This is a genomic window from Lysinibacillus sp. TE18511 (assembly GCF_054062295.1).
Map to the genome: position 1 here is coordinate 240,660 of NZ_JBSSFD010000001.1, position 21,513 is coordinate 262,172.

At 39.0% G+C, this 21,513-nt stretch carries 30 protein-coding genes; 16 read left to right on the plus strand and 14 right to left on the minus strand.

Going from position 1 to position 21,513, the window contains the following annotated elements; all coding sequences use genetic code 11:
* Nucleotides 1-49: 49 nt before the first annotated feature.
* Complete coding sequence (locus ACVWXS_RS01185) at nucleotides 50-562, minus strand: GNAT family N-acetyltransferase (RefSeq protein ID WP_368635344.1); 513 nt, start codon at nucleotides 560-562, stop codon at nucleotides 50-52.
* Nucleotides 563-766: 204 nt separating this feature from the next.
* Here ACVWXS_RS01185 and ACVWXS_RS01190 point away from each other — a divergent pair, with 204 nt between their 5' ends.
* Together ACVWXS_RS01190 and tkt are read left to right on the plus strand one after the other, a co-directional pair.
* Nucleotides 767-1,000, plus strand: a complete 234-nt coding sequence (locus tag ACVWXS_RS01190; protein ID WP_368635343.1) for a DUF896 domain-containing protein — start codon at nucleotides 767-769, stop codon at nucleotides 998-1,000.
* A gap of 128 nt (nucleotides 1,001-1,128) precedes the next feature.
* Nucleotides 1,129-3,123 carry a transketolase gene (tkt, locus tag ACVWXS_RS01195; RefSeq protein WP_456955468.1) on the plus strand — a complete coding sequence of 665 codons (1,995 nt, stop codon included), beginning with the start codon at nucleotides 1,129-1,131 and terminating at the stop codon, nucleotides 3,121-3,123.
* Nucleotides 3,124-3,151: 28 nt separating this feature from the next.
* Here the strand turns inward: tkt and ACVWXS_RS01200 are convergent, their stop codons facing one another.
* Nucleotides 3,152-3,481, minus strand: coding sequence for a hypothetical protein (locus tag ACVWXS_RS01200; RefSeq protein ID WP_456955470.1), 330 nt, complete (start codon nucleotides 3,479-3,481; stop codon nucleotides 3,152-3,154).
* Here ACVWXS_RS01200 and ACVWXS_RS01205 point away from each other — a divergent pair.
* Complete coding sequence (locus tag ACVWXS_RS01205) at nucleotides 3,473-4,066, plus strand: serine hydrolase (RefSeq protein ID WP_456955472.1); 594 nt, start codon at nucleotides 3,473-3,475, stop codon at nucleotides 4,064-4,066. The genes ACVWXS_RS01200 and ACVWXS_RS01205 overlap by 9 nt on opposite strands.
* 109 nt (nucleotides 4,067-4,175) lie before the next feature.
* Complete coding sequence (locus tag ACVWXS_RS01210) at nucleotides 4,176-4,826, plus strand: HAD family hydrolase (RefSeq protein WP_456955474.1); 651 nt, start codon at nucleotides 4,176-4,178, stop codon at nucleotides 4,824-4,826.
* Nucleotides 4,827-5,047: 221 nt separating this feature from the next.
* Here ACVWXS_RS01210 and ACVWXS_RS01215 read toward each other — a convergent pair whose 3' ends face one another.
* From ACVWXS_RS01215 to ACVWXS_RS01235, 5 genes are all read right to left on the minus strand, one after another.
* Complete coding sequence (locus ACVWXS_RS01215) at nucleotides 5,048-5,680, minus strand: response regulator transcription factor (RefSeq protein ID WP_456955476.1); 633 nt, start codon at nucleotides 5,678-5,680, stop codon at nucleotides 5,048-5,050.
* A complete protein-coding gene (locus tag ACVWXS_RS01220; RefSeq protein WP_456955478.1) occupies nucleotides 5,655-6,692 on the minus strand; it encodes a sensor histidine kinase in 1,038 nt (345 codons plus the stop codon). Before ACVWXS_RS01220 ends, ACVWXS_RS01215 begins: the two co-directional genes overlap by 26 nt.
* Nucleotides 6,689-7,372, minus strand: a complete 684-nt coding sequence (gene liaF, locus ACVWXS_RS01225; protein WP_068983028.1) for a cell wall-active antibiotics response protein LiaF — start codon at nucleotides 7,370-7,372, stop codon at nucleotides 6,689-6,691. The genes ACVWXS_RS01220 and liaF overlap by 4 nt, the downstream gene beginning before the upstream one ends.
* A 112-nt stretch (nucleotides 7,373-7,484) precedes the next feature.
* Nucleotides 7,485-8,123, minus strand: coding sequence for a PspA/IM30 family protein (locus ACVWXS_RS01230; RefSeq protein ID WP_068983027.1), 639 nt, complete (start codon nucleotides 8,121-8,123; stop codon nucleotides 7,485-7,487).
* Nucleotides 8,124-8,138: 15 nt separating this feature from the next.
* The gene (locus ACVWXS_RS01235) at nucleotides 8,139-8,492 is read right to left on the minus strand and encodes a lmo0954 family membrane protein (protein WP_285394485.1); all 354 of its coding nucleotides are present in this window, start codon (nucleotides 8,490-8,492) and stop codon (nucleotides 8,139-8,141) included.
* A gap of 322 nt (nucleotides 8,493-8,814) precedes the next feature.
* Between ACVWXS_RS01235 and sirA the strand changes: the two genes are divergently transcribed.
* The 4 genes from sirA to ACVWXS_RS01255 all read left to right on the plus strand — a co-directional run bounded on the left by sirA (nucleotide 8,815) and on the right by ACVWXS_RS01255 (nucleotide 10,783).
* Nucleotides 8,815-9,240, plus strand: coding sequence for a sporulation inhibitor of replication protein SirA (gene sirA / locus ACVWXS_RS01240; protein WP_402985305.1), 426 nt, complete (start codon nucleotides 8,815-8,817; stop codon nucleotides 9,238-9,240).
* Between the two features lie 100 nt (nucleotides 9,241-9,340).
* Nucleotides 9,341-9,559 carry a YneF family protein gene (locus ACVWXS_RS01245; RefSeq protein WP_368635336.1) on the plus strand — a complete coding sequence of 73 codons (219 nt, stop codon included), beginning with the start codon at nucleotides 9,341-9,343 and terminating at the stop codon, nucleotides 9,557-9,559.
* Nucleotides 9,560-9,736: 177 nt separating this feature from the next.
* On the plus strand, nucleotides 9,737-10,240 hold the full coding sequence (locus ACVWXS_RS01250) for an S-ribosylhomocysteine lyase (protein ID WP_368635335.1): 504 nt from the start codon (nucleotides 9,737-9,739) through the stop codon (nucleotides 10,238-10,240).
* A 267-nt stretch (nucleotides 10,241-10,507) separates the two neighbouring features.
* Nucleotides 10,508-10,783, plus strand: a complete 276-nt coding sequence (locus tag ACVWXS_RS01255) for a hypothetical protein (protein WP_456955482.1) — start codon at nucleotides 10,508-10,510, stop codon at nucleotides 10,781-10,783.
* Here the strand turns inward: ACVWXS_RS01255 and ACVWXS_RS01260 are convergent.
* A complete protein-coding gene (locus ACVWXS_RS01260; RefSeq protein WP_402985304.1) occupies nucleotides 10,764-11,735 on the minus strand; it encodes an alpha/beta hydrolase in 972 nt (323 codons plus the stop codon). The two genes, ACVWXS_RS01255 and ACVWXS_RS01260, sit on opposite strands and share 20 nt — an antisense overlap.
* 217 nt (nucleotides 11,736-11,952) lie before the next feature.
* Here ACVWXS_RS01260 and ACVWXS_RS01265 point away from each other — a divergent pair, with 217 nt between their 5' ends.
* Nucleotides 11,953-13,137, plus strand: a complete 1,185-nt coding sequence (locus tag ACVWXS_RS01265) for an acetyl-CoA C-acetyltransferase (RefSeq protein WP_456955484.1) — start codon at nucleotides 11,953-11,955, stop codon at nucleotides 13,135-13,137.
* 25 nt (nucleotides 13,138-13,162) lie between these two features.
* Nucleotides 13,163-13,429 carry a YqkE family protein gene (locus ACVWXS_RS01270; protein ID WP_223552984.1) on the plus strand — a complete coding sequence of 89 codons (267 nt, stop codon included), beginning with the start codon at nucleotides 13,163-13,165 and terminating at the stop codon, nucleotides 13,427-13,429.
* An 81-nt stretch (nucleotides 13,430-13,510) separates the two neighbouring features.
* On the opposite strand, the gene ACVWXS_RS01275 is transcribed toward ACVWXS_RS01270, so the two are convergent.
* From ACVWXS_RS01275 to ACVWXS_RS01285, 3 genes are all read right to left on the minus strand, one after another.
* Nucleotides 13,511-13,741, minus strand: a complete 231-nt coding sequence (locus tag ACVWXS_RS01275; RefSeq protein WP_456955486.1) for a hypothetical protein — start codon at nucleotides 13,739-13,741, stop codon at nucleotides 13,511-13,513.
* Between the two features lie 140 nt (nucleotides 13,742-13,881).
* Nucleotides 13,882-14,352: a VanZ family protein gene (locus ACVWXS_RS01280; RefSeq protein WP_456955488.1), complete on the minus strand. Its 471-nt coding sequence runs from the start codon at nucleotides 14,350-14,352 to the stop codon at nucleotides 13,882-13,884.
* Nucleotides 14,349-15,248 carry an aldo/keto reductase gene (locus ACVWXS_RS01285; protein WP_456955490.1) on the minus strand — a complete coding sequence of 300 codons (900 nt, stop codon included), beginning with the start codon at nucleotides 15,246-15,248 and terminating at the stop codon, nucleotides 14,349-14,351. Before ACVWXS_RS01285 ends, ACVWXS_RS01280 begins: the two co-directional genes overlap by 4 nt.
* Nucleotides 15,249-15,324: 76 nt before the next feature.
* On the opposite strand from ACVWXS_RS01285, the gene ACVWXS_RS01290 reads away from it, so the two are divergent.
* From ACVWXS_RS01290 to fur, 3 genes are all read left to right on the plus strand, one after another.
* Nucleotides 15,325-15,861 (plus strand): NUDIX domain-containing protein, encoded by a 537-nt coding sequence (locus ACVWXS_RS01290; protein ID WP_068983017.1) that lies wholly within the window; start codon nucleotides 15,325-15,327, stop codon nucleotides 15,859-15,861.
* 73 nt (nucleotides 15,862-15,934) lie between these two features.
* The gene (locus ACVWXS_RS01295) at nucleotides 15,935-16,447 is read left to right on the plus strand and encodes a hypothetical protein (RefSeq protein ID WP_456955492.1); all 513 of its coding nucleotides are present in this window, start codon (nucleotides 15,935-15,937) and stop codon (nucleotides 16,445-16,447) included.
* Between the two features lie 124 nt (nucleotides 16,448-16,571).
* Nucleotides 16,572-17,036 carry a ferric iron uptake transcriptional regulator gene (gene fur / locus ACVWXS_RS01300; RefSeq protein ID WP_374963319.1) on the plus strand — a complete coding sequence of 155 codons (465 nt, stop codon included), beginning with the start codon at nucleotides 16,572-16,574 and terminating at the stop codon, nucleotides 17,034-17,036.
* A 98-nt stretch (nucleotides 17,037-17,134) separates the two neighbouring features.
* On the opposite strand, the gene ACVWXS_RS01305 is transcribed toward fur, so the two are convergent.
* Complete coding sequence (locus ACVWXS_RS01305; RefSeq protein ID WP_456955495.1) at nucleotides 17,135-17,260, minus strand: hypothetical protein; 126 nt, start codon at nucleotides 17,258-17,260, stop codon at nucleotides 17,135-17,137.
* Nucleotides 17,261-17,411: 151 nt separating this feature from the next.
* Between ACVWXS_RS01305 and xerD the strand changes: the two genes are divergently transcribed.
* From xerD to ACVWXS_RS01320, 3 genes are all read left to right on the plus strand, one after another.
* Nucleotides 17,412-18,314 (plus strand): site-specific tyrosine recombinase XerD, encoded by a 903-nt coding sequence (xerD, locus tag ACVWXS_RS01310; protein ID WP_456955497.1) that lies wholly within the window; start codon nucleotides 17,412-17,414, stop codon nucleotides 18,312-18,314.
* An 88-nt stretch (nucleotides 18,315-18,402) separates the two neighbouring features.
* Nucleotides 18,403-19,584, plus strand: coding sequence for a phosphopentomutase (gene deoB, locus ACVWXS_RS01315; protein ID WP_423491740.1), 1,182 nt, complete (start codon nucleotides 18,403-18,405; stop codon nucleotides 19,582-19,584).
* A gap of 15 nt (nucleotides 19,585-19,599) precedes the next feature.
* The gene (locus ACVWXS_RS01320) at nucleotides 19,600-20,850 is read left to right on the plus strand and encodes a thymidine phosphorylase (RefSeq protein ID WP_456955499.1); all 1,251 of its coding nucleotides are present in this window, start codon (nucleotides 19,600-19,602) and stop codon (nucleotides 20,848-20,850) included.
* 23 nt (nucleotides 20,851-20,873) lie between these two features.
* Here ACVWXS_RS01320 and ACVWXS_RS01325 read toward each other — a convergent pair whose 3' ends face one another.
* Both ACVWXS_RS01325 and ACVWXS_RS01330 read right to left on the minus strand, forming a co-directional pair.
* A complete protein-coding gene (locus ACVWXS_RS01325) occupies nucleotides 20,874-21,275 on the minus strand; it encodes a hypothetical protein (RefSeq protein WP_456955501.1) in 402 nt (133 codons plus the stop codon).
* Nucleotides 21,226-21,357 (minus strand): hypothetical protein, encoded by a 132-nt coding sequence (locus ACVWXS_RS01330; protein ID WP_456955503.1) that lies wholly within the window; start codon nucleotides 21,355-21,357, stop codon nucleotides 21,226-21,228. The genes ACVWXS_RS01325 and ACVWXS_RS01330 overlap by 50 nt, the downstream gene beginning before the upstream one ends.
* Between the last annotated feature and the right edge of the window lie 156 nt (nucleotides 21,358-21,513).

Below are 21,513 nucleotides of genomic sequence, written 5' to 3' on the forward strand. Positions count from 1 at the left end.
CAACTAATAGTGTTTCCTACGATCTATTAACAAAAGTAAAAAGAATTGGTTATGCCCATTCTTCATCTAATACAGCATAATAATATTCATCCCACCACTCATCTCCGTGGGGAATACATTTTTTAAAATAACCTTCGCGTCTCATGCCGATTTTCTCCATCACTCGATACGATGGGATATTTTCTGGCTGGCATGTTGCAATAATTCTATGAAGTTTCATTTCTTTGAATCCATAGTCCAGTACAGCTCTTGCGGCTTCAGAGGCGTATCCATTATTGTAATAGTTCGGATTCAATACCCAACCAATTTCATACGTATGGTCACCAAAACATTGATGGAAAACCATATGACCAATAACAATATTTTCATTTAGTAAAATAACAGGAAAGTGTTTTGCTTTGTCACCGCTATTTTCTGAAACAAACTTTCTGGCTTCCTCTTCATTAAAAACGCCCTCTGGAATATAATTCATCACATTTGGATTTGAAGTATATTCATAGACAGCTTGCCAATCTTGAACCTCAAATTCTCTTATTAATAGTCTTTTCGTTTTGATAAACATTTCATTTTTCCCCCAAGCATAATGGATCTTTTTGTACCCCATAAATTAGTTTACACTTCTAACTTCACAAAGTCATGCATGAAGTGGCATTTATTGTAAACATTGAAGGTCACTAAAAAGGTTGGTATAACTGCATTTTAAGGGAATCCATGCTATACTTTGCATACCATATTCATTAAGATATGTATTGAAAGGTGTGTAACTATGTTATCAAAAGAAAAAATTAACCGAATCAATGAACTTTCTGCCAAGGCTAAAAGTGGACAATTAACAGAGTCAGAAGCTAAGGAACAAACAGCGCTTCGCAAGGAGTATCTAGATACATTTAGAGCAACGATGCGTGATACAATTGAAAATGTAAAAGTGGTAGATCCAGAAGGTAATGATGTAACACCAGAGAAGGTAAAACAAGCGAAAAAAAATAAATTTCTAAATTAATGTGTCACATATTTCTATAAAGTATGTTATAAAACGTAAATAGTATAACAAAAACATTGTTTTCTGAAGCAATGTTGACTAAACTGTAAAAGAACAATATATAGGACGAGAAAGGATGTCACAACATAATGACTCAACATGCGGATCAACTAGCGATTAATGCTATCCGAACTTTGTCAATCGATGCAATTGAAAAAGCAAACTCAGGTCACCCAGGTTTACCGATGGGGGCAGCGCCAATGGCTTATACGCTTTGGACAAAACAACTTCGCCATAATCCGGCAAATCCAAAATGGTATAACCGCGATCGTTTTGTACTTTCTGCAGGTCATGGCTCTATGCTTCTATATAGCCTACTTCATCTTGGTGGCTACGGCTTACCAATGGAAGAAATTCAAAACTTCCGTCAATGGGATTCATTAACTCCAGGACATCCTGAATATGGTCATACTGTTGGGGTAGAGGCAACAACAGGTCCTCTAGGTCAAGGTATTGCTATGACAGTTGGTATGGCAATGGCTGAACGTCATTTAGCAGCTACTTATAATAAACCAGGTCATGACATCGTTGATCACTATACATTCGCACTTTGTGGCGATGGCGACTTAATGGAAGGTGTAGCAGCTGAGGCTATCTCTTTAGCAGGTCACTTAAAGCTTGAAAAATTAATCGTGCTTTACGATTCTAATGATATTTCTTTAGATGGTGACTTAGAAAAGTCATTCTCAGAAAACGTGCAAAAACGTTTTGAATCTTATGGCTGGAACTATTTAAAAGTTGCTGATGGTACTGATGTTGAAGCGATTAACACAGCTATCGAGGAAGCTAAAAAATCAACTGGCAAGCCAACACTGATCGAAGTAAAAACTGTCATTGGTTTCGGTTCACCTAACAAATCAGGTAAAGCAGATTCTCACGGTGCACCATTAGGTAAAGATGAGACTGTATTAACAAAAGCAACATATGAATGGGCACATGAACCATTCCAAATTCCAACTGAAGTATATGATACATTTACTGCAGCTGCAGAGCTTCAGGGGGCACAACCAGAAGAAGCTTGGAATGCTAAATTTGAAGCATATAAGCAAGAGTTCCCAGAATTAGCAGCACAATTTGAAAAAGCAATGAATGGTCAATTACCAGAGGATTTCGCTTCAGAATTACCAGTATATGAAGCAGGTAAATCAGTAGCTACTCGTTCTTCTTCAGGAGAGGCAATCAATGCAATTGCGAAGAAAACACCATCATTCTTCGGTGGTTCAGCTGACCTTGCTGGCTCAAATAAAACAACAATGAAAGGCGCTGGAGATTTCTCTGCAGACGATTATGCTGGCCGTAATATTTGGTTCGGTGTACGTGAATTTGCAATGGGTGCAGCTATGAACGGTATGGCACTTCATGGTGGTCTTAATGTATTCGGTGGTACATTCTTCGTATTCTCTGACTACGTTCGTCCAGCAATACGTCTTTCTGCATTAATGGGTCTTCCTGTTACTTATGTATTTACACATGACTCAATTGCTGTAGGGGAAGATGGTCCAACACATGAACCAATCGAACACCTTGCATCTTTACGCGCAATGCCAAATTTATCTGTTGTTCGCCCAGCTGATGCAAATGAATCAGCAGTTGCATGGGAACTAGCAGTAGCATCAGAAAAAACACCAACAGTTTTAGTATTATCTCGTCAAAACTTACCTGTGCTTGACGCATCGATTGATACAGTACGTGAAGGTGTTACTAAAGGTGCTTATACAGTGTCTCCTGCTACAAAAGAAGTGGCAGATGCCATTTTAATTGCAACAGGCTCTGAGGTTTCACTTGCAGTGGAAGCACAAAAAGCATTAAAAGCAGAAGGTATGGATGTGGCAGTAGTTTCAATGCCTTCTATGGATCGCTTCGAAAAACAAGATGCAGCATACAAAGAATCTGTTCTTCCAAAAGCTGTAACAAAACGTCTTGCAATCGAAATGGGCGCATCATTCGGCTGGCATAAATACACTGGTTTCGAAGGAGACGTTCTTGCAATCGACAAGTTCGGCGCTTCTGCACCAGGTGAATTGGTAATGGAAAAATACGGATTCACAGTAGACAATGTTGTAGCGAAGGTAAAAGCACTATAATTTATAAAATACCGCAATACTCAGTAGGTTAAATCTCCTCTGAGTACTGCGGTATTTTTTCATGTTTAGAGGACTTCACTAAAGAAATCCAAACAGCTGCACAATGAATGAGAAGCATAACGACAAAACAGTAAAAGCCCTTGTTACTTCCTCCTAAATTTAGCTCATCAACAATAATGCCACTAAACCAAAGGAGCTGACCTGTGACAATTACTGAGAGGCTTGCAAAAAGTAAACAAAACCAAATAGATACTTTTTTTATAATGACAATAATGAGTAGTAAAACAGCAAAAAGTAGGGTAGCTTCAAAAATCGGGTCAAGAAGTGAAAACGCATTTTCATCTACGAAATGACACATACACAAGGTTTACATTGGCAAAATGAAAAAATAATTAAGGAATATAAAGCAGGTTATAACTGGGCATATCGAGATATCAATGTAGAACTACTTGCCAAAGTCATTTTTAAAGTTACTGGAAAAACTATTGCAGAAATTGTGGATGAGCAAGTGTTTCAGACATTGTCTTTTACTGAAACAAATTGGTTCAGTGAAAAAAATGGACAGCATATAGAAGTAAAACATAATGATAGTCCATTTTGGTATGAAAGTGATATGTGCGATGGCAGCAAAATGAATATGTATAGTTCATTAAGAGAGCTAGCTAAATGGGGGCAAGTTCATCTGGCTAAAGGGAAAATTAATGGAAATCAAATTATACCTAAGGAAATCATACAGCTATTAACGACAATTCAATCTCCAAATTCTAAACCACAGAACTTTCCAACAAATGGATTTTTTCTGATTTGTTCAGCCTCAACAGAGGGAGGGGATTACAGAGTTAAGCCCGATATTACCTCAAGGAAGTTTTCAATTACTTGGTTATACAAGCGTAGCATTACTGGTAATTCCAAAAGAAAATATTGTGGCAGTTCGAGGATTTAATAGCTTTGGTTCACCAGATAGGTTTGATTACATCAAAGATATTCATGATTTTGGTTCAACAGTATATCAATCAATTTGATAAAGTAATTTTTTATAAGGAGAGCTTGTGATGAAGAAATATAGAGTTGTTTTATTTGATTTAGATGGAACATTATCTGATCCGAAGATAGGGATAACGAAATCAGTTCAATACGCATTACAAAAGGCAGGTATCGAAGTAAGTAATTTAGATGTACTTGAAAGCTTTATCGGACCGCCATTACAAGTATCTTTTCATGAAATTTATGGATTTAATGATGCGCAAATTGAGCAAGCTATTAGCAATTACCGGGAGCGATTCAAGGAAAGAGGGATGTTTGAGAATAAACTGTACGAAAATATTCCAGCTTTGTTAGCCGATTTAAAGCAACAGGGATATATATTAGCAATTGCTACATCAAAGCCAACTTTATTTGCCGAACAAATTTTAAAATATTTCAACCTTGAACATTTTTTTGACCTTGTCGCAGGTAGCAATCTTGATGGTACACGATCCGCCAAAGGAGAAATTATCGCATTTGTACGCGACCATTTTAATGAAGTGGATAACAATCAATTTATGATGATTGGAGATCGTAAATACGATATTGTTGGGGCACATGAAAATCAAATTGATTCTATCGGTGTTACTTATGGCTATGGCTCACTTGAAGAATTAACGGATGCACAAGCAACATACATAGTTAACAGTGTAAATGAGATTAAAGAACTTCTTGGTTAATAGATAGTCAGAAACTGCATTGGTAGAAATGCAGTTTCGTATTTTTTTTTGGAAAACAGACGGAATCGCTGATAACCCAGGTAGAATCGCTGATAAAAGATCAGAAATCGCTGATAACCCAGGTAGAATCGCTGATAAAAGATCAGAAATCGCTGATAACCCAAGCAATATCGCTGATAACCTAGCAAAATCAGTATTAAATCAAACTACCCAAGAAAAATTTACTTCGCAATCCCATTTTGAAAAGCGTAGACAACTGCTTGTGTGCGATCTTGAACATCGAGCTTCGCTAAAATATTGCTGACGTGTGTTTTCACCGTTTTTAAAGCAATGTATAGTTCATCGGCGATTTCCTGATTTGCTTTGCCTTGAGCCATCAGCAGTAATACTTCCATTTCACGATCTGTAAGTTGCTCATAAAGTGGGGTGCTATTGCCGTGGCGCATACGATGCATCATTTTTGAAGTTACTTCTGGCTCGAGCACGGTTTCGCCGCCCATTGTTTTGCGAATGGCATCCGCGATTTGCTTTGCATTTGAAGTTTTTAAAATATAGCTGACTGCACCAGCCTCTAATGCAGGATAAACTTTATCATCATCTAAAAAACTTGTAACCATCATTATTTTTGCCTCTGGCCATGCTGCTAAAATTTCAGCTGTCGCCTCAGCTCCTGTCATGATTGGCATGACATTATCCATTAAAATAATGTCTGGACGTAGTGTGAGAGCTCGTTCCACTGCCTCTTTACCATTTTCAGCTTCACCGACGACAGTGATATCTGGTTGTGCTGACAAATAGGCAGAAACACCGATACGCACCATTTCGTGATCATCCACTATTAATATTTGTATCATTCACTTCTTCCTCCTTATGTAGCGGGATTTTAACCTCTACAATTGTACCTTCACCAGGCACTGACACAATTTTATACATACAGCCTATCTCTACAGCGCGTTCAGCAATATTTTGCAGACCATAAGAAGTAGATTTATCTGCTTCGACATCAAAGCCGAGGCCATTGTCTTGGATACGTAAGATAGCTAAATCATCGCGGGCAACGAGCAGTAATTCAACTTCGCTCGCTTTGGCATGGCGTAGCGTATTGGATAACGCCTCCTGTGCAATGCGGAATAAATGATCCTCTTCCGCTTTTGATAACGACATTTCCTCCAGCTCATATTCAATATGAAAAAATACTTTTTGCTGCAGCTCAATAATTAACTCCTCAAGACCTTGAGCAAGAGTTTTATTATGCAAAGCTACAGGACGTAAATGTAATAATAATGCCCGCATTTCAAGCTGTGCCTGTTGTACAATTTTTTCGACCTGCTTTAAGCTTGTGGCATTTTCGTCAGTTTCCGTTAAAGCGGAAAGTAACATCGAAGCGGCGAATAATTGCTGCGATACAGAATCATGCAGCTCACGAGCAAGGCGTTGGCGTTCAGCGATAATTCGTTCTTGAATAATTTTATCGTTAGCTTCTGCACGTTCATTGGATAAGCGCTGTAAGCTTTTTCGTTGCGTATCGATTAACTCACTTGTTTGTTCCAAAGCTTTTTTCAAAGGTTTCGGTAAAGGTTGTTTTTTAGGTAATACAAAATCTGGTTCAATTAATTGTTTCACAATGCGGGTTGCCTGAGCTTCTCTTGCACGAGCAGTCATACTAATCCAGCTTGCAATCAGTAAACTGATCGCAAAAAGACTGAGGGCAATATAACCGCCAAGTGGTATATTATTATAATTCTGCTGCCATAATGGCCCCCATATTTTCTCATTTGGCTCGCCCCAGATAGCGACAAGGAGTCCAAATGCAGCACTCAACAAAATGAAAAATAGCGTAAATAATCTCGAGATAAAGGCTATCATTTACGTAGCACCTCCAAGTCCCCAAGCCATGTTGCAACATGTATAACGAGTGTACGCTTTGCATCCTCAGGGTTTCCATCTGAGAAACTTACACTTTCATTGAGTATGCGTTGTGGCCCAACATGTAGACATTTCAATTCACCAAACAATGTTGTGTATTGTAAACGGAATGGAATTTCATATGGAATATAAACTTGCACCTTACCAATACCTTGGCGAATCGTAATGAGACTTGTGCCAGCCGGTAAAATAGTTTGTGTTGTATCAATCGTAATGTCACCTGCAAGTCGCTGAATTTGTACATCTTGCCATTTATAGGCTTCTACAGGTGCAGGCATTGTACCGATTAATTCGTTTTTCGTAGCGGGGAGCTTTTCGAAAAGTTCCAAACCAACAACTTTTGGTTGGTTTTCTCTTTGCAAGTATTGATAGAGCATATATAAGAGAATAATGACGATAAAGAAGCGTAAACTCCACATTGTAAAGAGTGCGATTGCGATAAAGAAAATCCCCGTCCATTTAAAGAAACGAACTTTTTTTGAGAAACTTAAATAAAGAAGTCCGGCTCCAATCAATAAACAAAAGGCACCACCGTTGTTAAAAATTGTGAGCTCCACAAAAACGAGTAAAAAGAAGCATAGTACCCAAAATGTGAGCTTATTAGTTGTGAAATTTTGCAAGAGGGTCACCCTTCTTTCTACTAAGAGTATAAGAGAGGGAATGGGTCCCTCAAGTTCAAAACGTGAAAGAATGCGCCGCTAAAATATGGCGCATTTCCTTCATTATAACATGTTATTTGTTTTCAATTAGCAGTGGTGCGTTTTCTTCTGCGGCATTTTTTTCAAGCTGTGCAAGGCGAGTCTCGAAAGATGTTACTTCATGATCTTTGTCGATTTGGTAAGCAAGCTTATCGATATATGACTCTAAATCTTCAAAGTTCGTTTTATTGTTTTTAGCAATCATCCCGTCCATTTGATGGTGTGCGCGTGTCACGTTTTCTTTGCCCATAAGCTGTAATTGACGCACTTTCATATCTTTAATTTTGTGTTTCATCGTTTCGAATTTGCGTTCAAGCTCGAAATATTCGCGTGTGCTTGCTTCAATACTAGCTTGTAATGTGTTGTTACGTGCTGTGTAAGCAGCTACTTCGTCAGTTGCGAAGTCGATTAAATCTTGCTCACCACTAGTTGTAGCTAATTTTAGTTGAGCTTCACGTTTAGCTAGTAATTCTGCATTTTGCTTAAATTCCTGCTCAAGTTTTTCCTTTAGCTGACCTTGACGCTCTAGTAATTTTCCTGTTTGCTCGGTTTGTTTTTCTGCCTCGCGAATGTATTGATTTAACATCGCAATTGGATTTTTTTGTTCCTTTTTATCAAATACATGATGTAAATCTGCCTCTATTGTATATTTAAAACGTTGAAATAAGTTCATTTAAACTCGCTCCTTTTATTTTGTTAAGTTTGACCATTCTTTTTCAAAGTTTGTAAACGGATCTTCTTCTTTCGCTTCAATCGTTGGAATTTTTACATCTTCGTTATTCCATTTTTTGCAGATAACATAGATGATAGCGATTGCCGCTAAACCAACCATAGCCGGGATATTAGATATTGCTGATAGAACACCCATCAGACCAACTGTAAACCAAATGATTTTGCCGAATGTTGACTTGCTTGCAATGTAGAAGTGCATGCCAAGCGCTACAAATAAACCAGAAAATAGTAAGCCTGCGAGCGGTCCAACTAATGCAAGTGCAACACATGCTGCGATGAAGCCTCCTGTAAATAAAAGAAATTTTCTCATATGTTCTAGCTCCTTTCGTTTGTACTTTTATATTACCTATTAGAAAGCTCTTCTAAAACGGACTGGAAATTGATTTTGCTCTAGGTCTTGAGGCTGAGAATAGTCTAAGCTGCTATAGAAGAGGTGCACATTTGCAGAAATAGAACACAGATAGGACATGTGATATCTAATAAGAAACGCATTATGCCATAATGTAATTGATAGAACCGAAAGTAGAAAGTTTTCGACAAAAATAGAAGATGAGGGCTTCCTTCGTTTGACAAATTAAAGAGTTTGGATGAGCTATACTTATGAAAAAGAAATGAGCGAAGGAGGATTTCTAGTGAGAACCTATTCCATATATAAAATTAAAGAAGAGCATTTAACGTTTATTTTCGGCAGAGAGCGTAAGTTATTAGAAATGATGCAAGGCTGTGAAGACGCTAATGAGAAATCCTTGAAAGAGCTTGCATATATATGTGAAACGGTTCGCTTCGAAGAGATAGCTGCGATGCTAGAGGCGCAACTAGATTCCAAATATGCACATTTAGAGAGGGCTCGTAATGCTTTATTTTTAGAACATCCAATAAAAGGGAAAATGGCTATTTATTTAGTGGAACGTAAAATTTGTGTCTATTGTGAAGGATCACGAATGCTCGATTTGGATCTATTTCAGATGCTTGCGAAAATGAGCGAACGTTTTATAGCTTTTAATAAACAAGATAATGAGTGTGGGTGGTTAAAACCGATGAAGTATACAATGCATTAGGAAAATTCACTACAATATATAGTAACACGCTAAAATTTGGTGTATAATGGAGCGTGGAGAGTTTTTTTCTCGGTATATTGTAGTGGAGGAGGTTGGTTGTATGCCTACATGGGGCTGGATTATTATTGTTATTATCGCGTTAGCAGCGGGCGCAGCACTTGGTTTCTATTTCGCTCGTAAAGCTATGATGAAATATTTAAAAGAAAACCCACCAATTAACGAACAAATGATTCGTATGATGATGGCACAAATGGGTCGTACGCCGTCTGAAAAGCAAGTACGTCAAATGATGTCACAAATGAATAAATTCCAAAAATAGTAGGAATTTTTAAAGAGCAACTAGTCCAAGCCTTGGCTAGTTGTTTTTTTAATTTCTTTCAGCGGGTATCCAAAATCCCGCGTTAAAGCTTCCGGACGCAATTACGCCAAGGTTAACTTTGCAAATCATTTGAATAATTCTAAAAAATCATACAATTCTATCGGAAAACTCGTTATAATGAAAATATTCTATATAAAGGAGTTGTGTGCATTGCAGAAAGAAAAAACAAATGTTGAAAGCTTTGATTTAGATCATACGAAAGTTAAAGCACCGTATGTACGTTTAGCGGGTGTAAAAACAGGGAAAAATGGCGATGAAGTATACAAATATGACATTCGTTTTAAACAGCCAAATAAAGCACATATGGAAATGCCTGCATTACATTCCTTAGAGCATTTATCGGCTGACATTATTCGAAATCACTCTGATCATATTGTTGATTTTAGTCCAATGGGATGCCAAACAGGCTTCTATGTATCACTTATTAATCACAATAATTATCAGGACTTGTTAAATATTTTAGAAAAAACTTTTACGGACGTAACAAAGGCAACTGCTGTTCCTGCTTGTAATGAAGTGCAATGCGGCTGGGCAGCTAGCCATAATCTAGAAGGTGCACAAGCGTTAGCCAAAGAATTTTTAGCGAAACGTGATGAATGGCACATCGTTTTTGCAGAATAAAAACAATTGGAAAAACCTTGCGTGCATGTTCATTCATGCTCGAAAGGTTTTTCAAAGTGTCTGAAAACAAAATAGTCAAAGCAATCTTTGTAATGGTTATGACGCTTTAAATGAGGGGATTTCCATTCCAGACTACTTGCTTTCTTGAGGATATGAGTCATGCCGCTTTGCTTTCACACTGATATATTGTTGAATTTTCGTTTTATCACTATAAATTAGAGTGACATGTAATTGAAGTGGTGATTGTAGTGGAGACTGAGCGACTCCTTGGGGATCAGCAATAGAGGAACGAAGGCTAAAACCATCACATCCTGTGATAACGCCTTCGTGACCAACATCGTGTTGGCCCGAGACCCTGGAGCGAGCATCGCGAGTGAAGCGGCTCATCGGACGCCCCCAGGAAGCTCTGCTCTGCGCGAAAGCGAAGCGTCAGCGGCAAAGCGCTCAGTCGGAACGGAAATCAACCTCTCGTTTTGCGGAAGAGCTATATTTTATTTTTTGACACAAGAGTTTTTCATATGCACTAAAAATGAAATGGAATGACATTAGATGAAGAAGAATCACGCTTAATTCTTTGATAGATAAAATTTTCTAAAAAGTCATGAATTAAATCCTCATATTCAGCCATATTTTCATTAAAGGACTGTGCATGAGCACCGTTATCAAATAGCTTCAGTTTCTTTGGACCAGGCTTTTTATGGTATAAGTCCAGTGACATGGAAGCCGGAATAAATGTATCCGGAATACTGTGAATAAAGAGCACGGGCTTTTCAATATTTGTCACAGCCTCAGCAGGTGTAACACTTTTAAAGGAATAGCCGTCACGCAAGCGGACAAAGAAATCTGCAAATCGAATTGGAATAATTGAGCCATATTTAAATTCTGTCTTCGCAATTTGTTTAAGCAGCATTGAGAAATCAGAAAACGCACAATCAGAAATATAGAAATCTGCACCGTCCTCTACAGTCCCTGCATATAGTAACATTGTTGCGGCACCCATCGATTCACCATGAATACCAAGAATGGCGTTTTCTCCAATCATAGCTTTGACAGTTTTGACAACTGCGTCAAGGTCATTTTTTTCATAGTAACCGTAGCTAGTCGTTTTCCCGCCGGTCTCTCCATGCCTACGATGATCAAAAATAACGGAATTGTAGCCAAGTCGTTCAAAAAGTCGAGCATATTTAACTGAGTTGATTTTATTTTCTGTTACTCCGTGGCAAATGATGATGGTATTATTCGTTTCTAATGGCTGAAACAAAATACCGCGTATCGTATAGCCGTTGGGAGAGTCAATATTTAATTCGCATTTTAAATTTTTATTGTACCAAGCTTCGTCAAAACGTTTAGCAGTAGTTTCGCGTTCACGAACAAATTCAGGATCCTTTTGCTTAATGTACATTAATTTATTTGAAAGAGCGAAGCCGAACAGACCTGTTGCTGCTGCGGCAAGCGTTGTCGTTATACCTGAAAATAAAAGCATTTTCTTTTTCATTATTAACACCTCCAACGTCCTGTGTTTGCACTTTTCTTACTTGTAATGTTCCCAACTGAGATTGTTTAAAACACGTCAACATTTTACAATATCTTTGGCAAAAGTGCGATTATTTCTATCTATCGAAAATCGTCAAAATATTTGTTAAAATATATATATCTGCTAGTAGCATATGCATGCAGTGTTGATTTTGAACGGGGAAAAGGGGAGAAAAGTGATGTCAAAAGAGGTTGTAATAGTGAGTGCTGTACGTACAGCTATTGGTTCATTCCAAGGAACATTAAAGGACGTAGCAGCGACAAAATTAGGGAGTATTGTTATTAAAGAAGCATTAGCACGTGCTGGCGTAGCGGGCGAACAAGTCGACGAGGTCATTATGGGGAATGTCTTATCGGCTGGACTTGGTCAAAATCCAGCTCGTCAAGCAGCAATTGCAGCAGGTTTACCACATGAAGTATCGGCATTAACGATTAATAAAGTTTGTGGCTCAGGACTAAAAGCAGTTCACTTAGCGACACAGGCTATTTTAGCAGGCGATGCGGATATTATCGTTGCAGGTGGCTTTGAAAATATGAGCCAGGCACCATATGTATTAAAAAATGCACGAGAAGGCTTCCGTATGGGGGATCAAAAAGTAGTTGATACGATGATTCATGACGGATTATGGTGTGCATTTAATGATTATCATATGGGTATTACAGCAGAAAATTTATGTGATGCCTATGAAGTTTCACGAGAAGAACAAGACGCTTTTGCAGCACGTTCACAACAGCGTGCGGAAGCGGCAATTGCAGCAGGGAAGTTTAATGATGAAATCGTAGCTGTTGAAATTCCTCAGCGCAAGGGAGATCCTATTGTTTTCAAACAGGATGAATTCCCTCGTAATGGGGTTACTACGGAGTCTCTATCTAAACTACGACCTGCATTTAAAAAGGAAGGCTCTGTAACAGCGGCAAATGCTTCAGGTATTAACGATGGTGCAGCGGCTGTTGTGGTAATGTCGAAAGAAAAAGCGGTAGAGTTAGGCATTCAACCAATGGCGCAAATTACAGCAAATGCAAGTGCAGGGGTTGATCCAGCTATTATGGGAACTGGTCCTGTAACGGCAGTAAAAAAGGCATTGGCAAAGGCTGATGTGACGTTAGATAATATAGATTTAATTGAAGCGAATGAAGCATTTGCAGCTCAATCTATTGCTGTAGATCGCGAATTAGGTTTCAATCATGATAAACTAAATGTCAACGGGGGAGCAATTGCTCTTGGTCACCCAATTGGTGCAAGTGGTGCGCGCATTTTAGTCACGCTTTTACATGAAATGGAAAAGCGTGATGCGAAAACAGGTCTCGCAACATTATGTATCGGTGGTGGGCAAGGCGTAGCAACAGTTGTCAAGCGCCCGTGAAGTCGATAAGAAGGTGAATTACAAAATGGGAAAGAAACGAAAACAGCAGCAACATGCAAATGATGGCATGACAGCTAGCTTACCAAAGCAGGAGGCCGTTACATTAGCGGATCAGCTTGGCGGTGACGTGCTTGCCAAACTAAAAGCTGCAAAACAAGATTTAACAGCGAAAGAACAGGCCGCTGAGGAAGAGCGCCAAGCGAAGCTAGCATTTGAACGCAAACAACGTGAAAAAAACAAATCGTTTGAAGAACTACTCAACGAATACGGCGATAAAGGCTCAAAATTTTAAAGAAAACAGTGAATCCAAATTTTGCGGATTCACTGTTTTTTTTGTTTTATCGGAAAGATTTCGAGATTTATAGGAACGATTTTATATTTTATCGGAAAGATTCTCAGATTTATCGGAATGATTTTTGTTTTTATCGGAACATTTTATTGTACTTTTCAGAACTTCCTTAATAATGGTCGGTGAGATTTGTATACCAGAATTAACGATCTCAAGTACTTTTTTCTGAAGTGTTGGAGTTATTGATAAATTTTCAAATTGCAAATTTTTAAGTACACGATTAAATTCAGGAGAGTTTAATTGGATTTGTTTCATTTTAAATTGCTCCCTTCTCTTACTTCTTATTATAAGCTGTAGTAACAACTTCAACAATCAAACACTTTCGCATAGTTTCTTTCATAACAATATCGAGTTCAATCGAGTAATTCTGATAAATATAAAGACAAAGGGTATTTTTAGTGTGCCCTTTGTCTTTTGAAAATTTTCTTCACCAACGCTACAATCCCTACAAAAACAATTGCTCCAGCTGTATCCAAAATAACATCCTGTCCACTCATCATACGTCCTGGTGTAAAGCTTTGACGAAACTCATCTAGTATTGCAATAAGGGCTGTTCCGGCAATAGCGATACCTGCAGCGAACCGCCGTTTTCCCCATGTAAAGTAAATACCAAGTGCGATACAACCAAACCCAACAAAATGCGTTAATTTTCGAATTAAAAATTCTACAAATTTAAAGTAACCGCGCTCTTCAACAGAAACAACTGTGTCCCAATAAGGTATTTTTAAAACAGATAATTGCTTCTCGAAAGGTTTATTTGCCAATGCGTCTTCTAATTCTGGAAGTATACTTTGTTGTTCATAGGTCATGCTAGAGGAAATGGCAAGTATTACTAAAAACGTGATTAAGACAAGCCATTTCTTCATCGGTGATCTGTATACTGTTCTGTTTTTGTTAGTTCATTTACCGCTGTAAAATCTGTTATTGAATCTATTTTTTCATAGGCAGCGAGTGTTTGTGCAAGTTGTTCTTGTGAGCTTGCACCTATTACCGTTGAGGCGATAGTAGGCTCCTTTAAATTAAAGGCGATTGCTAGTGCATGTAAATCGTCATAATGTGTAGCTAAGTCTGTTAATGCTGTTGTTAATGCGTCCGCTGTATATGTGTTAAAGCCATTGACGCGCTGTAAACGTTCTTTCCAGCTATTAGTAAGTAAACCCTTTGCGACAGTACCGCGTGTTATAACGGAAGCCCCTTCGCCAGCAATAAAGTCGAGCCATTCCTCTGGACGACGATCTAAAGCACTATATTGCATCATGATACTTTTTGCAGAACTTGCTGGTAAAAAACACTTTAGTACATTTGGTCGAATAGAGGAAATGCCGTATTCTCTGATCAGTCCATCCTTTTTCAAACTTTCAAAAGTATCAATAATTCCATCCCGGTCGTCTTCAATAGTGCCACCATGTAACTGATAAACATCTATAAAATCAGTACCTAGTCGTTTTAAGCTTGCGTGTAGAGCTTCCTTTATATAAGCCGGGGATGCATCCCAATGCCATCCTTCTTTACCTTCTGTCCATCGGTTACCAACTTTCGTAGCTACGATTACATCTTGACGGCGCTTTCCTAAAATAGTGCCAATTATCTCTTCGTTAGTTCCAAAGTCATATAAATCGGCCGTATCGATATAATTGATGCCAGCATCTAGTGCCATATCGATAATACCAGCTGCCTTCTTCTTATCTGTCGAAAGAGACATGCCCCCTAAACTAATTTCTGAAATAAACAATTCGCTCGAGCCGAGCTGTCTTTTTTTCATGCAAATGACCTCCTTCGATTTCTCTACTTGTAATGGTACAATGAACATATCTGAAGAACAAGCGAGGTTAGAGTCAATGAAAAAGTTTGAGGAAAAAACGACAAAGACTACACCCATTTATGACGGGAAAATTGTGAAACTACAGATTGATGATGTCACATTACCGAATGGTCATGTTGCAAAAAGAGAAATTATTAAGCATCCGGGTGCAGTAGCGGTTATTGCTGTTACTGATGCAGGAAAATTAGTGTTAGTAGAGCAATACCGTAAAGCTTTAGAACGTTCCATTATTGAAATTCCAGCTGGAAAGCTTGAACCTGGTGAGGAACCGATTGTTACAGCACGCCGTGAATTAGAGGAAGAAACAGGTTACGGTGCTCAGAGCTTTACCTTTTTACAAGCATTTGCAACTTCACCAGGCTTCGCAGATGAAATCATTCATCTATTTGTGGCAAAAGAATTATATAAAATTGAAAACAAAGCAGATTTAGATGAAGATGAATTTGTCGATTTATTAGAAGTTTCGTTGGAAGAGGCGGGGCAAATGGTTGCAGATGAGCGTATATTTGACGCTAAGACAGCGTTTGCAGTACTTTGGCTGGCGACACAATAAGAAAATAAACTTTAGCATAATAGAAGAGGACGAGCATAAGCTGTACAAACCTTGATAGAAAAGGAGCATGTTTATGTCTCGTACGGTGTCTATATTTTATCACGCTTCCATTATTGCAGTAAGTTTCGTTTGTGGCGTTATCTTCTTTCATATTATTGGTGGGCCGAATGCAGAGCCTTTTATTTTATTTATAGAGCCTCGTTTAGCAGACGGGGACAGGCATTCTATATTTCGTTTAGTATTACCTGTTGCTGTTTCAATAGCTCTTGTGCTATTGCTTGCAACACATAGTGTTTTGAAGGTATTTGTCCGTGTAACCGTAGCGATGCGTGCAACCTTTTTTGGCTTTAGCTCGGTTTTTTTATTACAAAAACTTGAAGCCTTTTGGGTTTATACGATTTGGTGGTTTCCATTTCAGCTCATCTATTGTATATTGTTGCTAGTCCTATGCAATTTACTTGTACCAGCTTGGTCAAAGCGAAAAATCGGAAAAAATGTACATGGTCGGACAATATTGTTGAATTTTATCGCATTTTTCATCATAATAGTGGCTGAGTTTATTGTTATTTCTTATGTATTAAAATGATGGAGATTATTCGCGTAAATTAACATCAGCTAAAAACATACAAAAGCTTATTTGAAATCTATACACTATCTTGTAATAGGATTTACTCCTTTGGTATAATGGAAAGAGTTTAGGGGGGCGTCACATGGAAAGCCGAATTGATCGTATAAAAAAACAGTTGCATAGTGCTAGTTATAAGCTGACGCCGCAGCGAGAAGCAACAGTTGCTGTACTGCTTGAGCACGAGGAAGACCACCTAAGTGCAGAAGACGTTTATCTTTTAGTAAAAGAAAAGGCACCAGAAATTGGTCTTGCTACTGTCTATAGAACGTTAGAGTTACTAACTGAGCTCAAAATTGTCGACAAAATCAACTTTGGCGATGGCGTTTCGCGCTATGATCTACGCCAAGAGGGAGCTGCGCATTTCCATCATCATCTTGTTTGTATCGAATGTGGTGCGGTTGATGAAATTCAAGAAGATTTACTTGAAGATGTGGAAGCCGTTGTTGAAAAACGTTGGAACTTTATCATAAAGGATCACCGACTAACTTTCCACGGCATTTGCTGGCGCTGTCATGATAATAACGACGAATCGAATGAAGAAAAATAACAAGAAGCTGTCTGTTTTAATCTTAAGTTTTAGATTGAATCAGGCGGTTTTTTGTTTTGTTTGAATAACAAATTATTTGGTTCTACAATATTTCAATTCTACCGAAAGGCTGAAGCGACGGATAGAAGAGCCGAAGCGACGGATAGGAGAGTTGAAGTGACGGATAGAACCGTCGAATCAATGGTTAGAACGCCATAAAGAGAAGGGCATTCACTAAGCTTCATATTGTGTCTCTCCCAAACATTTGATATAGCAACTTTACACTAGCGTTTGTAGAGTATTTTAATCATCTTCAATTAGAATAAGAGGGTGATTTAGCACAATTCTATTAGCCGTGCTAAAATAGAGAATAATTGACAGTAAGGGGGCGCTATGATGAATGAATTTCAATATGCAATAGAGGATTATATCCATTTTATCCAAGTAGAACGGCAGTTATCCGAAAATACATTAGCATCCTATCGCCGAGACTTGGAAAATTATGTGAATTTTTTGCAGGAAGCGGAAGGTATGTCGGATTTTCGTAAAGTGGAGAGAATGACCATTTTACGTCATTTAGAACAGTTGCGAATGCAAGGAAAGACAAGTCGTACGGTTGCTCGCCATATCTCCTCTATTCGTAGTTTCCATCAATTTTTACTGCGAGAAAAGCGAGCAGAAACAGATCCAACAGTCCATTTAGAAATGCCAACCATTGAGCAAAAGCTCCCAAATATTCTCTCTATTGAAGAAATTGAAGCTTTATTAGCAGCACCAAATCGCAGCAAACCACAGGGCGTCCGGGACGTGGCCATGTTAGAGTTATTATATGGTTCAGGGATGCGCATTAGTGAGCTGATTGCTTTGGATTTAGCTGATATTCACTTAACGATGGGCTTTGTCCGTGTTTTTGGTAAGGGCGGCAAGGAGCGTATCATTCCACTTGGAAAAAGCGCCCTGTCTGCATTAAGCACTTATTTAGATGGTGCGCGGAGTCAATTACAAGGAAAATACCCAAAAACAGATGCGTTTTTCATTAATCAAAGAGGAAAACGTTTAACAAGGCAAGGTTGTTGGAAATTAATGAAGGAGCATGCTTTAAAGGCAGGTATCCAACATGAGTTAACGCCGCATATATTACGTCATTCTTTTGCAACACATTTAGTGGAAAATGGAGCTGATTTACGAGCAGTACAGGAGATGCTTGGACATGCAGATATTTCCACAACACAAATTTATACTCATATTAGTAAATCCCGACTATCAGAGGTATATAAGCAATTCCATCCACGCGCTTAAGAGAGAAATTTACGTTAGTCGGAGGTCTGACCTTTATTTTTCGCTGTTTTTTGATAAAATAAAGACAAGAGATTAGGAGGCAACAATTATGAATAAACCATTTAAAAAAATCCATGTAGTAGTATTGGACTCAGTTGGAATTGGTGAAGCTCCAGACGCAGCGAACTTTGGAGATGTGGGTTCACATACTCTTGGACATATCGCAGAAAAAATGAATGGGCTTACAATGCCACATATGGAGTCTTTCGGCTTAGCGAACATTGAACCGTTACAAGGTCTGCAAGCTACTGATAAACCAAAAGCGTTTTACGGAAAAATGCAAGAAGCATCTGTTGGTAAAGATACTATGACAGGGCATTGGGAAATCATGGGGTTGAATATTGATAAACCGTTCAAGGTATATCCTGAAGGATTCCCTGCAGAGCTTATTGCAGAGCTTGAAAAACGTACAGGCCGTAAAGTGCTATGCAACAAACCTGCAAGTGGGACACAAGTGATCGAGGACTTCGGCAAGGAGCATATGGAGACAGGAGCAATTATTGTCTATACATCTGCTGATCCTGTTTTGCAAATTGCTGCACATGAGGAAATTATTCCGTTAGAGGAACTGTATAAAATTTGTGAAATTGCTCGTGAGCTAACATTGCAACCAGAATATTTAGTTGGCCGTGTGATTGCTCGTCCATTTGTCGGTACACCAGGAAACTTCACACGTACATCTAATCGTCATGACTATGCGTTAAAGCCATTTGGTCGTACAACGATGAATGTCCTAAAGGATGCAGGCTTAGATGTTATAGCAATCGGGAAAATTTCTGATATTTTCAATGGTGAAGGTGTCACAGATGCAGTACGTACGAAAAATAATATGGATGGTATGGATAAGTTTGCAGAGGTAGCGCGTCGTGATTTCCATGGTATGAGCTTCTTAAACTTAGTGGACTTTGATGCGAATTTTGGACATCGACGTGACCCACTAGGTTATGGTAACGCACTACAAGAATTTGATGCGCGTTTACCAGAAATTACTGAGGCAATGACAGAAGATGATTTACTAATCATTACAGCAGACCACGGTAATGATCCAACATTCCCTGGGACAGACCATACACGTGAATATGTACCGTTAATTATCTATTCACCACGCTTTAATGGTGGTAGCGAGCTAACACTTCGTGAAACTTTTGCAGATATTGCAGCGACAGTTGCTGAAAACTTCCAAGTAGAAGCACCAGCATTCGGTAAAAGTTTCTTAGGTGATTTAAAATAAGGGGGATCTATCGATATGAATATGGCACAGCTGTTTGAAAAGAAAAAGCAGGGCAAAGCGCTATCACAGGCTGAAATTCAGTATTTCGTAGAAGGCTACACTACTGGTTCAATTCCTGATTATCAAGCGAGTTCCCTATTAATGGCAATTCGCTTATTGGGCATGACAGATGATGAAATATTCTATTTAACGAAGGCAATGATAGAATCTGGTGATGTTATTGATTTAACATCTATTGAAGGGTTTAAAATTGATAAACACTCGACAGGTGGTGTAGGCGATAAAGTCACACTAATTGTCACGCCAATAATTGCTGCGCTAGATATTCCAGTGGCGAAATTTAGTGGCAAGGGTCTAGGCATTACAGGTGGTACAATCGATAAATTAGAGTCGATTCGTGGCTTTAAAACGGAGCTTTCATCACAGGAATTTATCGACAATGTCAATAAACATAAAATTGCAGTTGCTGGTCAAACAGGTAATCTTGTACCAGCTGACAAAAAATTGTATGCATTACGAGATGTGACGGGTACTGTCGATTCAATTCCACTAATTGCCGCGTCCATCATGAGTAAGAAAATAGCAAGTGGTGCAGACGGCATTGTGCTCGATGTTAAATGTGGCTCTGGTGCATTTATGAAAACAGAAGAAGAAGCGCAAGTTTTAGCTGATACGATGACGGCAATTGGTGAAAAGCTAGGGCGTAAAGTAGTCGCGCATATTAGTGATATGGATAATCCATTAGGTAAAATGATTGGTAATAAGCTTGAAGTAGTAGAAGCATATGCTTTACTAAGTGGACGTATGGATGAAACACATGAGGATCTGCTTGAGGAATGTATTATTATTTCTTCGCTTATGTACCAGGTTGCAGCAGGAGTAAATGAGGCCGAAGCAACAGCAGCTGTGAAACGAGTATTAGAGGATGGTTCAGCAGCTGCAAAATTTGATGAATTTATCGTAGCACAGGGTGGCGATTTAGCGGATCTTGTACAAAAAGATACAGCAAACAAAGTAGCTGTCAAAGCGTCTTCTGAAGGCACTGTCGAGACGATTAATGCACTATTAATCGGAGAAGCAAGCGTTAGTCTTGGTGCAGGTCGATTAACAAAGGAATCTGAACTTGATTATGATGCAGGTATTCACTTGATTGCCAAAAAAGGCGACCGTGTTCGTGCTGACGAGCCGATTGCTTATTTACATTCAAATCGTCAAATTGATGAGGAAACAATCGAAAAAGTACAGCAAGCTTTTACAATTATATAAACAATATGAAGCGAGGACTCTCTTTAACAAAGAGGTTCTCGCTTTTTTTGTTCTAAAAAGCGGAAGTTGAAGTTGCGGAAGGAAGAGTCAAAATCGTAGATAGAACCGGCAAAGTAGTGGATAGAAGAGTCGAAATCGTAGATAGAACCGGCAAAGTCGTGGATAGAAGAGTCGAAATCGTGGATAGAACCGGCAAAGTCGTGGATAGAAGAGTCGAAATCGTGGATAGAACCGGCAAAGTCGTGGATAGAAGAGTCGAAGTCGTGGAAAGAACCGGCAAAGTCGTGGATAGAAGAGTCGAAATCGTGGATAGAACCGGCCAAACGACGGAAAGAAGCCAGAGCAACGGAAAGATTAGTCGAAGCGACGGAAAGATTAGTCGAAGCGACGGAAAGAAGAGCCCGAGCGACGGAAGGAAGAGTCAAAGCGACGGAAAGTAGAGCCAGAGCGACGGAAGGAAAAGCTAAAGCGACGGAAAGAAGGCAGAGCGACGGAAGGAAGAGTCAAAGCGACGGAAAGTAGAGCCAGAGCGACGGAAGGAAAAGCTAAAGCGACGGAAAGAAGGCAGAGCGACGGAAGGAAGAGTCGAAGTGACGGAAAGTAGAGCTAGAGCGACGGAAGGAAGAGTCTAAGCGACGGAAGGAAGGCAGAGCGACGGAAAGA

Excerpts from the sequence above, each read along its gene's own strand:
- ACVWXS_RS01270 (WP_223552984.1), top strand. The coding sequence starts at position 13,163 with ATGGGAAAGAAACGAAAACAGCAGCAACATGCAAATGATGGCATGACA.
- ACVWXS_RS01250 (WP_368635335.1), top strand. The coding sequence starts at position 9,737 with ATGAAAATATTCTATATAAAGGAGTTGTGTGCATTGCAGAAAGAAAAA.
- ACVWXS_RS01260 (WP_402985304.1), bottom strand. The coding sequence starts at position 11,735 with ATGAAAAAGAAAATGCTTTTATTTTCAGGTATAACGACAACGCTTGCC.
- ACVWXS_RS01185 (WP_368635344.1), bottom strand. The coding sequence starts at position 562 with ATGTTTATCAAAACGAAAAGACTATTAATAAGAGAATTTGAGGTTCAA.
- ACVWXS_RS01220 (WP_456955478.1), bottom strand. The coding sequence starts at position 6,692 with ATGATAGCCTTTATCTCGAGATTATTTACGCTATTTTTCATTTTGTTG.
- ACVWXS_RS01245 (WP_368635336.1), top strand. The coding sequence starts at position 9,341 with ATGCCTACATGGGGCTGGATTATTATTGTTATTATCGCGTTAGCAGCG.
- ACVWXS_RS01285 (WP_456955490.1), bottom strand. The coding sequence starts at position 15,248 with ATGAAAAAAAGACAGCTCGGCTCGAGCGAATTGTTTATTTCAGAAATT.
- ACVWXS_RS01295 (WP_456955492.1), top strand. The coding sequence starts at position 15,935 with ATGTCTCGTACGGTGTCTATATTTTATCACGCTTCCATTATTGCAGTA.
- ACVWXS_RS01265 (WP_456955484.1), top strand. The coding sequence starts at position 11,953 with ATGTCAAAAGAGGTTGTAATAGTGAGTGCTGTACGTACAGCTATTGGT.
- ACVWXS_RS01230 (WP_068983027.1), bottom strand. The coding sequence starts at position 8,123 with ATGAACTTATTTCAACGTTTTAAATATACAATAGAGGCAGATTTACAT.
- ACVWXS_RS01190 (WP_368635343.1), top strand. The coding sequence starts at position 767 with ATGTTATCAAAAGAAAAAATTAACCGAATCAATGAACTTTCTGCCAAG.
- ACVWXS_RS01305 (WP_456955495.1), bottom strand. The coding sequence starts at position 17,260 with ATGAAGCTTAGTGAATGCCCTTCTCTTTATGGCGTTCTAACCATTGAT.
- fur (WP_374963319.1), top strand. The coding sequence starts at position 16,572 with ATGGAAAGCCGAATTGATCGTATAAAAAAACAGTTGCATAGTGCTAGT.
- ACVWXS_RS01235 (WP_285394485.1), bottom strand. The coding sequence starts at position 8,492 with ATGAGAAAATTTCTTTTATTTACAGGAGGCTTCATCGCAGCATGTGTT.
- ACVWXS_RS01290 (WP_068983017.1), top strand. The coding sequence starts at position 15,325 with ATGAAAAAGTTTGAGGAAAAAACGACAAAGACTACACCCATTTATGAC.
- ACVWXS_RS01205 (WP_456955472.1), top strand. The coding sequence starts at position 3,473 with ATGACACATACACAAGGTTTACATTGGCAAAATGAAAAAATAATTAAG.
- ACVWXS_RS01200 (WP_456955470.1), bottom strand. The coding sequence starts at position 3,481 with ATGTGTCATTTCGTAGATGAAAATGCGTTTTCACTTCTTGACCCGATT.
- ACVWXS_RS01215 (WP_456955476.1), bottom strand. The coding sequence starts at position 5,680 with ATGATACAAATATTAATAGTGGATGATCACGAAATGGTGCGTATCGGT.
- ACVWXS_RS01275 (WP_456955486.1), bottom strand. The coding sequence starts at position 13,741 with ATGAAACAAATCCAATTAAACTCTCCTGAATTTAATCGTGTACTTAAA.
- tkt (WP_456955468.1), top strand. The coding sequence starts at position 1,129 with ATGACTCAACATGCGGATCAACTAGCGATTAATGCTATCCGAACTTTG.
- ACVWXS_RS01210 (WP_456955474.1), top strand. The coding sequence starts at position 4,176 with ATGAAGAAATATAGAGTTGTTTTATTTGATTTAGATGGAACATTATCT.
- deoB (WP_423491740.1), top strand. The coding sequence starts at position 18,403 with ATGAATAAACCATTTAAAAAAATCCATGTAGTAGTATTGGACTCAGTT.
- ACVWXS_RS01320 (WP_456955499.1), top strand. The coding sequence starts at position 19,600 with ATGAATATGGCACAGCTGTTTGAAAAGAAAAAGCAGGGCAAAGCGCTA.
- ACVWXS_RS01280 (WP_456955488.1), bottom strand. The coding sequence starts at position 14,352 with ATGAAGAAATGGCTTGTCTTAATCACGTTTTTAGTAATACTTGCCATT.
- xerD (WP_456955497.1), top strand. The coding sequence starts at position 17,412 with ATGAATGAATTTCAATATGCAATAGAGGATTATATCCATTTTATCCAA.